The sequence below is a fragment of the Haloactinopolyspora alba genome (genome assembly GCF_003014555.1).
GTDB lineage: Bacteria > Actinomycetota > Actinomycetes > Jiangellales > Jiangellaceae > Haloactinopolyspora > Haloactinopolyspora alba.
In genome coordinates this window covers 109,395-122,504 of record NZ_PYGE01000010.1, presented here as the reverse complement: position 1 = coordinate 122,504, position 13,110 = coordinate 109,395, and the positions used below count along the sequence as shown (strand labels likewise).

Below are 13,110 nucleotides of genomic sequence, written 5' to 3'. Positions count from 1 at the left end.
CGGTCACGTGTCCTCGGTTCGGCGCCGTGCAGGGCGCGGATTGGTCGCTGACACCACTGATTCGTCCGGTGACGACATTCCGCCCTCAGGGCGCGACCGATCGGGCGTAGACGACGACGTTGTCGCTGTAGTCGTTGGCTTCGGGGTCGTAGTCGCCGGCACACGTGATGAGCCGCAGTTCCGGACCGGGCGTGTTGCCGTAGACGCGCGCGGTGGGGAACTCGTCCTTGCCGTACTGCTCGACACCGGTGACAGCGAACCGCGCGGTCGATCCGTCCGCGCGCGTGACGACGATCTCGTCGCGCTCGGCGAGATCGTCGAGGTGCCGGAACACCCCGGCCGTGCCGTTCCACGTCACGTGCCCGGCCAGCACCGCAGGACCCCTCTCACCCGGCGTCGGGCTCCGGTCGTACCAGCCCACCGGGTCCGGGCCCTGTGGCACCTCCATGACGCCCTCGTCGGTCAGCCCGAGCGGGATGATCTCTTCCCGCACGTCCAGCGCCCCGATCGCGACCTCGACCGGCTCACTCGCTGCCAGTACCGCGGCTGTCTCCGGGTCGGGCTCCGGCGGTTCGGGCTCCGGCGCTGCCGACGACGGCGGTGCGGATACGGGGGGTGCTTTCGCGTCGGCGGTACCGTTCTGCGCGGGCGGTGGTTCCGCGGGCACCCCTCCTGAAGGCGACTCCGGCGTCGACACACTCGGCGCCGCCCGGCCACCGTCGTCACCGGTCTCACCGGCGCCGCACCCGGTCAGCGTGAGCGCGAACCCAGCTACCACGGCCGGCACGGCCGCAACCGCCCGGCGTGACCGGTGCGAGGCGGCCGGGTCACGACCACCACGCACCGGGGTCACCAGGCTCTGTCTCACTGTTGGGCGGCCAGACGACGACGGTACAGACCGACGCCGGCTGCGCCGGCCAGGCCCGCGCCGGCGGCGATCGAGACGGCTGTCAGCGCGACATTTCCATCGGAGCCGGACTCCGCCATCGGACCGGCGCCGGTGTCCACGCCGCCGTCGGGCATGTCACTGACCGACGAGCCCTCGATGATCCCGCACGCCGCGGGCGCGGTCGCCTCGAGTGGCAGGCTCTTGTCCAGCGGCGACGCCCCGGCGTCGGTGTCGTACTCACCGTTGCCGTTCGGGTCGATGCCGTGCTGCACCACGTGCAGGTTGCGCACCGCGGCCGCCGTGCCCTCCGGCAGCTCGTCGGAGCTGAAGGTGCGCTCGTAGTTCACGTTGCCTTCGGCGTCGGCCACCGGCATCCGGTCCACGGCCAGCGCGGAGTCCGCGGTGGAGTCGCCCTTCGTCGTCAGCGAGATGTGGATGTCACCGTACGAAGGGATGCCCTCCGCCGTGTCGACGATGCCGTTGCCGTCGGCGTCAGCCTCGGGCGTCGGGCAGACGAAGTCCTGGCTCTGGTCGGTGTTGCCATGGATGTGCTGCGCATGCGGCTGGTTCGGTACCAGGCCGGACGCCTCCACCTTGACGGTCAGGTCGCCGTTGTCCTCCAGCGTGATCACCGCCGAGCCGGAGGCCCCGCTTTCGTTGAGCTGATCCATGGTGATGCTGTAATCGCCGGGCTGACCCTCACTCGAATCGGCCATCGCCGGCGCCGCGCCGGCCGCCGTGAGTGCGAATGCGGCCGGAACCGCCAGGAGCGCACGAGTGTGTCGCATGAGTTGCGTCCTTTCTCGTCTCGTTGCCCGAAACCGGGCTGTCGAGACGAGTTCGGAGCGACCGCCGATACGGATTGGCCCGAGCTCGTCCGAACTCAGGCCGGCAGGTCGATCACCATGACCGGATCGGTCGTCGGCTGCTCCGACCCGCCGGCGGGTTCGACCGTGATGCCGAGCTGTCCGGCACCGCCGACGCCCTGTGCGGTGAACGGTCCGACCTGTCCGTCGTCGGTCTCGCCCAACACGCCGGCGGACCGGATGCCGTCGTCGCCGATGAACCACAGCTGGTAGACGTGCTCGTCCGGCGCGGGTTCCATCCCGTCCGCGATCAGCACCGCGGTGTCCAGTGACCGCGACAGCAGCACCGTTCCCCGGCTGCCGTCGGCCTCGGCCCGCACCATCTCGAGGTCCGGCGCGTCCGCGAGCTGACGCATCTGCGCACCGATCTGCTGGGACCGGTCCAGCTCCTCCTGCACGTCGTCCAACCTGACCCCCAGCACGGCGATGCCGGCCGCCATCGCCGCGACCAGCCCGGTCGCCACCCGTGGCCACCAGCGTCGCAGCGCTCGCGCCCGGGCACTGCCGGTCTCGGCGTCCGCGTCCGACCGATCGCCGGCAGGCGGCAGCGGCCGCACCTCGCGGATGCGGGCCAGCACCTGCTCTTTGAGCTCCGGAGGCGGCTGTACCGCGGCCGAGACGCCGAGGCGCGCCGCCGTCTCCCGGATCTCGTCGACCTCCGCGCGGCAGGCGGCACACTCGCCGAGATGTGCCTCGAACGTCGTCGCCTCGTCCGGCGGCAGCGAATGCAGCGCATACGGAGCCGCGAGCGTGTGAATGTCGGCGTTCGTCGGCATCGTCATCGCCCCAACCCCATGCAGTCACGCAACCGGATCAGACCGTCGCGCAGCCGCGTCTTGACCGTGCCGAGAGGCGTCTGCAGCAACTGCGCCACCTCTCGGTAGGTGTATCCCTCGTAGTAGGCCAGCGCCACGGACTCACGTTGCAGGTCCGTCAGGTTGCCGAGACACCGCTGCACCTGTTCCCGCTCGAAGCTCGTCTCCACGGCATCGGCGACCTCGTCGTACGGTCGCGCGTCGTCGCGCCGGGCCACCTTCTCCGCGCGGTCACCGTCGGCCTGTGCTTGCCGGACCCGGTCGACGGCGCGCCGATGCGCGATGGTCATGATCCAGCCGATGGCGCTGCCGCGCTCGGGGACGTACCTCGACGCCGAGCGCCAGACCTCGACCAACACGTCCTGCGCGACCTCCTCGGCCTGCGCGCGGTTCCGGATGACGCGGATGGCCACACCGAGAACCGCACCAGCGACCTCGTCGTAGATACGTTCGAACGCGGCGACGTCACCCCGTGCGGATCGGTTGAGCAGCTGTCCCAGCGCATCTGCTCCCTCAGGAGGCTCGCCGGCGGGCACCGAACGTAACGCCGGCATCAGCGGCTCCCTCGTGCTCGTGTTTCCGCCATTGTCACCCCTCGGTCTACGGAGCGTGTGGTCTTTCGAAGCCGATCGTCGTTCCGGATCGATCTTGCGGCACAGCCGCCGGAGAACCGACCCGGAACGACGCCCGCCACGGGACGCACCCGCCGCGGATCACATCGGCGGCATCAGCACGCCGTCGACCAGGTAGACGGTGGCGTTCGCGGTCTGGACGCCGCCGCAGATGACGTTGGCGTCGTTCACGGTGAGCGACTCCGGCTCGCCCTCGACGGTGACCGGATCGCCCTGCACGGTCGTCTGCTCGCCGACGACCTCTTCCGGCGACAGCTGCCCCGGCACGACGTGGTAGGTGAGCACGCTGGTCAGCAGGTCGGCGTCGGTCTTGAGGGTGTCCAGGGTCGCCTGGTCCACCTGCGCGAACGCGTCGTCGACCGGGGCGAAGACGGTGAACTCGTCACCGTTGAGCGTGTCGACGAGGTTCACGTCCGGGTTCAGCTTCCCGGAGACGGCCTGGGTCAGGGTCTTCAGCAGCGGGTTGTTCGACGCGGCCACCGCGACCGGGTCGTCGGACATCCCCTGGACCGAGCCCTCACCTTCGGGGACCTGCGAGGCGTAGTCGGCGCAGCCCGGGCCGACCGGCCCGGCCATCTGCTCCGTGTCGCCGGCCGCGGTCTCCTCGTCCGTCATCTGCTCGTCAGATGTGGAGGCGTCCGCGGGCGCGGACTCGCCGCCGGCGGCGTCCGTGGTGGTCTCTTCGTCTCCTCCCCCGCAGGCCGCAGTGGTCAGGGCCAGAGCCGCGACCGCCGCGACGAGTGCCGGGGTCCGGCTGGTCAGGAGTTTCATGATGGTTCCTTTCATCGGTTTCGTTTCATGACGACGTGCGTGTGCGGTTCGGCGTGTGGTCAGTTCACGGTCACCACCACCGAGTGCCATCCGCTCGAGCCCTCCGGGAACGGCGGCGCCTGCTCGTCGGTCTGCAGCTCGCCGTCGCCGTCGGTGGCGCGTACCCGGAGCGTGTGATTGCCCGGCTCGTCGGCGTCCCACGGCCAGTACCACTGGCGCCACACGTCCACCGACGCCTCGGCCGCCAGCTCCGCCCGCTGCCACGGTCCGTCGTCGACCTGAACCTCGACGCGGCTGATGCCGCGGCGCTGTGCCCACGCCACGCCGGCGACGACGTTCCGGCCGGTCGGCAGCTTCGCGAACGAGCCGGGGACGTCGATGCGGGACGCGATCTTGATCGGGGCGCGCTCGGCCCAGCCGCGGTCGGTCCAGTAAGCCGTCGCCCGGTCGAATCTGGTGACCTCGAGATCGACGACCCACTTCGTGGCCGACACGTAGCCGTAGAGCCCGGGAACCACCAGCCGCGCCGGGAACCCGTGCTCCAGCGGCAGCGGCTCACCGTTCATCCCGACAGCCAGCAGCGCCCCGCGGCCGTCGGTCAGCGCCGTCAGCGGAGTGCTTATGGTGAAACCGTCGACGCTGGACGACAGCACCATGTCCGCGTCCGGCGACGGGCCGGCGCGTTCCAGTAGCGCCGCGGTGGGGTACCCGAGCCAGACGGCGTTGCCGGCGAGTTCGCCGCCGACCTCGTTCGACACGCAGGTCAGCGTGATCATCCGTTCGACCAGGCCGAGCGCCAGCACGTTGTCGAAGTCGAGCTCCACCTCGCGCTCGACCATGCCGTGGATGCGCAGCCGCCAATCGTCGGGACGGATCGCAGGCACGTCCAGCCGGGTGTCGACCCGGTAGAAGTCGGGGTTCGGCGTGCGGAACCCGGTGATGCCCTCGACGTCGAGTGTCACGCCGGACGGGACCCGTGCCTTCGGTTCGGTCGGCGCCGGGAAGCGGAGCCGCTCGCGAGCCGCGAGCACGTCATCCCGGGACCCGCCGAGGCGCCGCCCACCCACCGCTGCGACGACGGCCAGGCCGGCCGCAGCGGTGGTGAGCAGCAGGAACTGGCGACGGCGGCGCCGGAACTGCGTCGCGGACTCCCCCGTGTCCGCGACGCGCTCCGGCACACGAAGCCGGTCCACCAGCACCACGAGCATCGCTGCTCCGGCGGCGACGCCGGAGACCGTGGGAACCGCCCACGATGGCTCGGCGGTGGGCCGGTTCAGCGCGGCGACGGCAGCAACTGCACCCAGCGCCACGAGAGCCGCGACGCCGTACCACCGCCGCCACAGCTCCAGCATGCCGCCGATCAGCGAGAACAGCGCCAGCACGGCACCCATCCCGCCGAGTAGGACGAGTTTGTCGTCCTCGCCGAACGTCGAGACGGCCCAGCTCTTGAGCCATTCCGGGGTGAGGTCGACCGCGGCGTTACCTACGGCGAGGAACGGCGCGGCCGACCGATCGACGGCCCCGGCAGCCAGCTCGCCGACCCCGAGCGTCGCACCGCCGGCGACCAGCCCGGCCACGGCGGCTGTGGCCCGGCTGCGCCGGCGGTGCGACTGTCCCCTCATGACCGGTGTTCGCCGCCGAGCCCGCCGCGGATTGGTACTGCCGCCGTCCTGCGCCGCCCGCCGAGTCGGCGGGCCACCGGTCTAGAATGATCATGCGGGGTTGTCCGGGCAGCGGCGGCGGAAGGGTGTCACGATGACAGACGCGGACAAGACCGGCATCGACACGACCACGGCGAGCATCGCCCGCAGCTACGACGCGATGCTGGGCGGCAACGACAACTACGCCATCGACCGCGAGGTCCGCGACCAGCTGCTGGCGGTGGCGCCGGAACTGCGCATGCTGGCCTGGGACAACCGCGGGTTCCTGATCCGCGCGACCCGGTTCCTGGCCGGCGCCGCCGGCGTCGACCAGTTCCTCGACTGTGGTTCCGGGCTGCCGACCGTGGAGAACACACACGAGGCGGCCGGCCGCGTCAACCCCGACGCCCGCGTGGTCTACGTCGACCACGACCCCCTCGTCGCCGCGCACGGGCGCGCGCTGCTGGACGGCGACGAGAGCGCACGCTTCGTCGCCGCCGACCTGACCGACCCGGCCGGGCTTCTCGCGCACCCGACGGTCAACGAGACGCTCGAGCTCGACCGGCCGCTCGCGCTGTATCAACTCAGCACGTTCCACCACCTCGAGGACGACGCCGACCCCGTCGCGCTCATGCGCGCCTACGTCGACGCGTTGCCGTCCGGCTCGTACGTCGTGCTGAGCCACTTCCACAACCCCGGGGACGACCCGGAGCTGGCCGACCTCGCCGCCCGGCTGGAAGCCACGTTCCTGCACAGCCCGATGGGCACCGGCCGGTTCCGCACCCGCGACGAGATCGCCGCGTACTTCCCCGGCCTCGAGTTCGTCGAGCCGGGCCTGGTCTCGCTGACCGACTGGCGGCCGGACGGCCCGCCCCCGCAGGAAGTGGAGCCGGCACGCCGGCTGATGCTCGGAGGCGTCGCCCGCAAGCCCTGACAACCGTATCCTCAAGCCCGCGAAATACGTGGCCGCCGGGATCGAACACTTCTGGCGGGTCGAGGCCAGCCCGCACACCACGCTGACGGCCTATGCCCTGCACCCGGGCGCCACGGCGCACACCGAGCTGGAGACGTGGAAGGCCGGTGAGCTCGCTCGTTGGCGGGTTTCGCGGGGTGGGGGCGCGGTTGATGGTGCTATAGCCCCAGTAACCGCGCCCCCACCACGCTTCACGACACCACGGCCGGTAAACAGTTGAGGACGTCGGAGCGACAGGCGTAAAGTCTCTGTTCGGTCCGTTCGGACACGCCCCCACGCCCGCCCGAGTTCGTCACCTCGGAGATCTCTGTGCCAAGTCGCGCCACGTCCGCCCGCCCCTCACCGTCCACCACCACTCCGACGACCACCACCACGTCCGCGACAGCCGACACCGAGTCACCGGCGGCGTCCGCGGACCCCTCAGCGCCGGGCACGTTCCGGCGGCTCGCGCCGTACCTGCTGCGCCATCGCCGGACCCTCCTCCTCTCGATCGTCGCCGCCCTGTTCTGGGCCGTCGCCGTCGCCGCGGTACCCGTCACCCAGGGCCGGGTCGTGGACGACGCCATCGTCGCCGGCACCACTCCGCTGCTGCCGCTGATCCTGCTGCTGATCGGCGTCGCCGTCGCCCGGTTCCTGTTGTCCGGCGCGTGGCGCTACGTCGGCGGCAAGACCGCGTTCCGCATCCAGGACGACATGCGCCGTGACGTCTACGACACGTTGCAGCGCCTCGACTTCACCGGCCACGCCCAGCTGCAGAGCGGGCAGCTCGTCTCGCGCATCAGCAGCGACCTGCGCTACGTGCACATGCTGCTCAGCTGGATCCCGCAGGTCGCCGGGTCGCTGCTGTCGGCGCTGCTCGCCGTGGTCGTCATGGTCACGCTGTCGCCGATCGTCGCGGCCCTCGTCGTCTCGGTCATCGTGCTGGTGTTCGCGGTCACCAATCGCCAGCGCCGCCGCGTCTACGCCGCCGGCTGGGACGCGCAGGACCGCGAGGCCGAGATGACCTCCCGCGTCGAGGAAGCCGTCACCGGGGTGCGCGTCGTCCGAGCGTTCGGCCAGCAGCCGGCCGAGACCGACCGGCTGCACCGTTCGCTGCTGGACATGTTCGCCGCACGGGTCCGGGCGGTGCGGCTGCGCGCGCCGTTCATCGCGTCGCTGCAGGGCGCGCCGCTCGCCGGCCAGGTACTGGTGCTGCTGGTCGGCGGCCTCCTGGTGATGAACGGGCATCTCACCGTCGGCGCGTTCCTCGCCTGCACCGGGTATCTCGCCGAACTGGTGGGGGTCGCCAGGGTCGCCGGGATGGTCCTCACCAACGCGCCGCTGTGCCGGGCCGCGACCGAGCGTGTCGGCGAGCTGCTCGACCTGGAGGCCGAGATCACCGAGCCGCTGCGTCCCGTCGACGTTCCCGCCGGCGGTGGCGCCGTCTCCTTCCATCAGGTGCGCTTCGCCTACGCCGACGGCGATGGCCACCAGGTCCTGCGCGGGTTCAGCCTGGATGTCCGGCCCGGCGAGACGGTCGCCCTCGTGGGCCCGTCCGGGTGCGGAAAGTCCACCGCGATGACCATGCTGCCGCGGTTCTTCGACGCCGACGCCGGCACCGTCACCGTCGACGGGATCGACGTGCGCCGCTGGTCGCTGCCGCAGCTGCGCCGCCGCATCGGTGTCGTGTTCGAGAACAGCTTCCTGTTCTCCGACACCATCGCCGCGAACATCGCCTACGCCCGTCCGGACGCGGATCCGGAGGAGGTCCGGCGCGCGGCCCGGGCGGCCGCGGCGGACGAGTTCGTCGACGAGCTGCCCGACGGCTACGACACGGTGGTCGGCGAGCAGGGCATCACGCTCTCGGGCGGTCAACGCCAGCGTGTCGCCCTCGCCCGGGCGCTGCTCGCCGAGCCGGACGTCCTGCTGCTCGACGACGCCACCTCGTCGGTCGACATCGACGTGGAGGAGCGCATCCACGCCAACCTCGAGCCGTTCCTGGCCGAGCGGACCGTGCTGCTGGTGGCCTACCGCGAGTCCACGCTGAAGCTCGCCGACCGGGTGGTGCTGGTGGACGACGGCGCCGTGGCCGACCAGGGCTCGCACGACGAGCTGATGGCCCGCTCCGAGCTCTACCGTGACCTGTTCGGCGACGGCCGCGGCCCCGACGAGCGCCCGAGCGACCTGATGGAGCAGGCACGCACCGGGCACTTCGAGGCCACCGCGTCGGCGTGGGAGTCGCGCCAGGACGCCACCGGGTCGCTTCCCGGTGCGCAGACGAGCGTCCCGCCGTCGGTGGCGGCACAGATCGAGGCGCTGCCGCCGCCGCAGGACCCGTCCGGCGTGGACCTGGGGCGCGAAGGCGGCGCGCAGGGCCGGCTGCGCCTGCCGGAGTTCCTGCGTCCCTACGCAGGCGGCCTCGTCGTCGGCATGGCGCTGGTGGTGCTGGAGGCCGTCATCGTGCTCGCCAACCCGATGCTGGTGCGGCACGCCGTCGACGAGGGGATGGCAGCGGAGTCGGTCCCCACGTTGCTGACCATGTGCGCCGTGGCGGCGGCTCTGGTGGTCGCGCTCTGGTGGGACCAGCGCACCGGCTTCCTGTGGACGGCGCGCAGTACCGAACGGCTGCTGCTCGCGCTGCGCGTGCGCATCTTCGGCCAGCTACAGCGGCTCGGCATCGACTACTACGACCGCACCCAGGCCGGCCGGGTCATGACCCGGATGACCTCCGACGTCGACGCCATCGCCCAGCTGTTCCAGGTCGGGCTGATCAACGCCGTCGTGAGTCTCGCGACGTTCGCCGGCATGTCCGTCGTCGTGGTGGCCCTGGACCCGATGCTCGCGCTGGTGATCCTGGGGGTCGTCCCGTTCGCCGCCGGCATCACCTGGTGGTACCGCCGCCGCGCCGCCGTCGCCTACGACGAGGCGCGCGAGCTCGTCTCGACGCTGAACGCGGACATCCAAGAGAGCATGTCCGGCATCCGCGTCACGCACGCCTACCGCCGCGAGGCCGTCAACCTGAGCCGGTTCGCCGCTCTGGGCCGCGAGTACGTCGCCGCGAGCCTGCGCGGCCTGTTCGCCACCTCGGTGTACGTGGCGACCATCGAGCTGCTGTCGGTGCTGGCGATCGCCGCGGTCCTCGGCGTGGGCGCGCAGCGGGTCGACGCCGGCACGCTCCAGCTCGGCACGCTGATCGCGTTCCTGCTGTACCTGGCGCAGGTGTTCGCGCCGATCCAACAGCTGTCCCAGGTGTTCGACGTGTACCAGCGCGCCCGCACCGGCCTGGTCCGGGTGCGCCGGCTGCTCGCTCTGGAGACGTCGACGCCGGTCCGCGCGGACGCCACGAAAATCGGCCGGCTCCACGGTGATGTTGAATTCAGCGACGTCCGGTTGCGCTACGCCAGCGCGTCGACGGACGCGATCCGCGACGTCGACCTGCACGTCCCGGCCGGGCAGCGGGTGGCCTTCGTCGGCCGGACCGGCGCCGGCAAGTCGACGCTGTCCAAGCTGGTGGCACGGTTCTACGATCCGTCCGACGGCACGGTGCTGATCGACGGGCACGCGCTGCACGACCTCGACGTCACCAGCTACCGGGAGCACCTCGGCTACGTCCCGCAGGAGCCGTTCCTGTTCTCCAGGACCGTCCGCGACAACATCGCCTACGCTCGGCCGGAGGCGAGCGACGCCGAGGTGGAGGCAGCGGCGCGGGCCGTCGGCGCGCACGAGTTCGTCACCCGGCTGCCCGGCGGTTACCACCACGTCGTCGCCGAACGGGGCCGGTCGCTGTCGGCGGGGCAGCGCCAGCTCGTCTGCCTGGCCCGGGCGCTGCTGGGCGACCCGTCCATCCTGATCCTCGACGAGGCCACGTCGAACCTCGACCTGGCCAGCGAGCGCAAGGTCAACCAGGCGATGCGGGTGGCTTCGGCCGGGCGCACGACCATCGTCGTCACGCACCGGCCGCAGTCGCTGCACTGGGTGGATCGCGTGGTCGTCGTCTCGGGCGGCCGGGTCACCGGGGACGAGCCCGCTCCGGACTACGTGGCCCGGGTGCTCGAACCGGCCGGCTGACGCACGTCACGCTCCGATGATCATCAACGATCCTCCTGGTCATGGTGTGGAGGATCGTTGATGATCATGGGAACATGCTCGGGGGAGGTGCCGACGATGCCGGTGGCCGAGCACGTACGACGAAGGTGCCAGTCGCTGCTGCGCCCTGGTGAGCGGATCGGCTACCTGATCCCCACCACCGCGGCCGGCATCGGCATGTCGACCTCGACGGTCGACTGCTACGTCGTCGTCACCGACCGGCGCATCGCCGTCCTCGTCGGCGGCATCCTGCGCCGCGGCTTTCCCCGCGAGGTCAACATCGAGTACCCGCGCGTGACCCGGCTCGGTCCGGTCGAGTACACACCGGCGCCGACGTTCCAGCTCGGCAGCCGCACCTGCAGGTCGACTCGGTCTGCCGGTTCGACCGGTCCCGATGAGGTCAGCCGACCCGCGCGGTCCGGTAGAAACCCTCGATGTGGGCGGTGACCAGTTCGGCGGCGCGATCCTCCTCGCCCGCTGCCACCGCGGCCAGCACGGCGCGGTGCTCGCGGCGCAGCCCGTCGGCCACCCGGTCCCAGCCCGGCAGCTGCGCGGCCGCCTCGAGCACGTAGCCGTGGATGGCCTCGCGCAACGAGCCCATGATCGTCGAGACGAGCGCGTTGCCCGCGAGCGCGGCCAGCGCCACGTGGAACTCGGCATCCAGCCGGTGGAACCGCTCGGGAGCCAGGTCGGTGTCGTCCATCGCGTCCAGCAGCGCCGTCGCCGGACCCAGGTCGAGGGACTCGGCGGCGCCCGCGGCCTCGCGGACCGCCCATGATTCCAGCAGCACCCGGGTCCGGACGATGTCGCCCATGGGCAGGTGCCGGGTCGCCAGATGGAGCCGGAGGATCGCCGTCAGCGGCGCGGACGGCTCGGTCACGATGACCGCGCCGGCGTCGGGTCCGGAGCCGACCGCGGTGCGCACGATGCCCATCGCCTCGAGAACCCGGATCGCCTCCCGCACGGAGGGACGGCTGACCTCGAACTCGGCCGCCAGCGCCCGCTCCCCGGGCAGCCGGTCGCCGGGCCGCAGCCGGCCGGCGGCCAGGTCCGCCTCGACCCGGCGCAGCACGAGCTCGTACGTCTTCACGCGTCGACCCTACTGGTGTGGTCCGACCACAGTGCATTAGGGTGTGGTCCGACCACACCGTCCCCGCCCGCCGATCGACGGAGTCAGCCTCATGTCCGACCGCCAACTGCCTCGCTGGTCCGAGCTCAAGCCGCTACTGCGGCCCAAGCCGGTCACCGTGAACCCGACCGACCGTCGGCTGAGCAAGGCGCTGACCATCGCGGACCTGCGTGCCGTCGCGCGCCGTCGTACACCGCGGTCGGTGTTCGACTACACCGACGGCGCGGCGGAGGCCGAGATCAGCCTGCGTCGGGCGCGCTCGCTGTTCGCCCAGCTCGAGCTGCGCCCGTCGATCCTGCGCAACGTCGCCGACGTCGACACCACCACGACGATGCTCGGCTCGCCGTCGGCGCTGCCGTTCGCGTTCGCCCCCACCGGCTTCACTCGGATGATGAACCACGAGGGCGAGCGCGCCGTCGCCCGGGTCGCCGAGCGCACCGGCATCCCGTACGCGCTGTCGACCATGGGCACGACGTCCATCGAGGACGTCACCGACGCCGCCCCGGACGCGCGCAAGTGGTTCCAGCTCTACGTCTGGAAGGACCGCTCGGCCGGCGAGGAGCTCGTCCGGCGTGCCGCCGACGCGGGCTACGAGGCTCTCATGCTCACCGTCGACGTCCCCGTCGCGGGCGCCAGGCTGCGCGACGTGCGCAACGGGTTCACCATCCCGCCCGCGCTGACGGTGAAGACCGTCCTCGACGCCGCCGCGCATCCGGCCTGGTGGGGCAACCTGCTGACGACGAAACCGCTGACGTTCGCATCGTTGTCGTCCTGGAGCGGGACGGTGGCGGATCTGCTCAACACCCTGTTCGACCCCACGATGACCGTCGACGACCTGGCCTGGCTGCGCTCGATCTGGTCCGGCCCGCTGATCGTCAAGGGCATCCAGACGGTCGACGACGCCCGCCGCGTCGTCGACGCCGGCGCGGACGCGATCGTGCTGTCCAACCACGGCGGCCGCCAGCTCGACCGTGCGCCCGTCCCGCTGCGGATCCTCCCGGACGTGGCCGCCGCCGTGGGCCAGGACGCCGAGATCTACCTCGACACCGGCATCACCGGTGGCGCCGACGTCGTCGCCGCCCTCGCGCTGGGTGCGGACGCGTGCCTGGTCGGCCGTGCCTACCTGTACGGGCTGATGGCCGGCGGCGAACGTGGCGTCGCGCGCGCCGTCGAGATCCTGTCCAGCGAGATCCGGCGCACCATGCAGCTACTGGGCACCAACACCGTCGATCAGTTGACGCCCGACCACGTCCGGTTGCCCTGACCGCGACCCGCCCGAACGGGGTCCGTCATCCCTCCGGACGCGCGTCGGCCCTGGAGTTCCTCGCCT

At 71.6% G+C, this 13,110-nt stretch carries 11 protein-coding genes; 4 read left to right on the top strand and 7 right to left on the bottom strand.

All coding sequences use genetic code 11. From position 1 onward, the window contains the following. Positions 1 to 85: 85 nt before the first annotated feature. The 6 genes from CLV30_RS14810 to CLV30_RS14785 form a co-directional block, all read right to left on the bottom strand. Positions 86 to 787, bottom strand: coding sequence for a class F sortase (locus CLV30_RS14810; protein WP_106538062.1), 702 nt, complete (start codon positions 785 to 787; stop codon positions 86 to 88). A gap of 77 nt (positions 788 to 864) precedes the next feature. Further along, on the bottom strand, positions 865 to 1,677 hold the full coding sequence (locus CLV30_RS14805; RefSeq protein WP_106537986.1) for a CHRD domain-containing protein: 813 nt from the start codon (positions 1,675 to 1,677) through the stop codon (positions 865 to 867). Between the two features lie 95 nt (positions 1,678 to 1,772). Further along, complete coding sequence (locus tag CLV30_RS14800; RefSeq protein WP_106537985.1) at positions 1,773 to 2,537, bottom strand: anti-sigma factor; 765 nt, start codon at positions 2,535 to 2,537, stop codon at positions 1,773 to 1,775. Beyond that, positions 2,534 to 3,124 carry an ECF RNA polymerase sigma factor SigK gene (gene sigK / locus CLV30_RS14795; protein WP_106537984.1) on the bottom strand — a complete coding sequence of 197 codons (591 nt, stop codon included), beginning with the start codon at positions 3,122 to 3,124 and terminating at the stop codon, positions 2,534 to 2,536. The genes CLV30_RS14800 and sigK overlap by 4 nt, the downstream gene beginning before the upstream one ends. Before the next feature lie 159 nt (positions 3,125 to 3,283). Further along, positions 3,284 to 3,973: a fasciclin domain-containing protein gene (locus CLV30_RS14790; protein ID WP_106538061.1), complete on the bottom strand. Its 690-nt coding sequence runs from the start codon at positions 3,971 to 3,973 to the stop codon at positions 3,284 to 3,286. Between the two features lie 59 nt (positions 3,974 to 4,032). After that, complete coding sequence (locus CLV30_RS14785; RefSeq protein ID WP_106537983.1) at positions 4,033 to 5,595, bottom strand: molybdopterin-dependent oxidoreductase; 1,563 nt, start codon at positions 5,593 to 5,595, stop codon at positions 4,033 to 4,035. A 133-nt stretch (positions 5,596 to 5,728) separates the two neighbouring features. Between CLV30_RS14785 and CLV30_RS14780 the strand changes: the two genes are divergently transcribed. The 3 genes from CLV30_RS14780 (at position 5,729) to CLV30_RS14770 (ending at position 11,098) form a co-directional block, all read left to right on the top strand. Continuing rightward, positions 5,729 to 6,547 (top strand): SAM-dependent methyltransferase, encoded by an 819-nt coding sequence (locus CLV30_RS14780; protein ID WP_106538060.1) that lies wholly within the window; start codon positions 5,729 to 5,731, stop codon positions 6,545 to 6,547. A 348-nt stretch (positions 6,548 to 6,895) separates the two neighbouring features. Continuing rightward, positions 6,896 to 10,633 (top strand): ABC transporter ATP-binding protein, encoded by a 3,738-nt coding sequence (locus CLV30_RS14775; RefSeq protein ID WP_106537982.1) that lies wholly within the window; start codon positions 6,896 to 6,898, stop codon positions 10,631 to 10,633. A 60-nt stretch (positions 10,634 to 10,693) separates the two neighbouring features. Next, the gene (locus CLV30_RS14770) at positions 10,694 to 11,098 is read left to right on the top strand and encodes a hypothetical protein (protein WP_106537981.1); all 405 of its coding nucleotides are present in this window, start codon (positions 10,694 to 10,696) and stop codon (positions 11,096 to 11,098) included. Here CLV30_RS14770 and CLV30_RS14765 read toward each other — a convergent pair. Next, positions 11,052 to 11,741 carry a FadR/GntR family transcriptional regulator gene (locus tag CLV30_RS14765; protein ID WP_106537980.1) on the bottom strand — a complete coding sequence of 230 codons (690 nt, stop codon included), beginning with the start codon at positions 11,739 to 11,741 and terminating at the stop codon, positions 11,052 to 11,054. The genes CLV30_RS14770 and CLV30_RS14765 overlap by 47 nt on opposite strands. 91 nt (positions 11,742 to 11,832) lie before the next feature. Between CLV30_RS14765 and CLV30_RS14760 the strand changes: the two genes are divergently transcribed. Beyond that, positions 11,833 to 13,044: an alpha-hydroxy acid oxidase gene (locus CLV30_RS14760; protein ID WP_106537979.1), complete on the top strand. Its 1,212-nt coding sequence runs from the start codon at positions 11,833 to 11,835 to the stop codon at positions 13,042 to 13,044. Positions 13,045 to 13,110 lie beyond the last annotated feature (66 nt).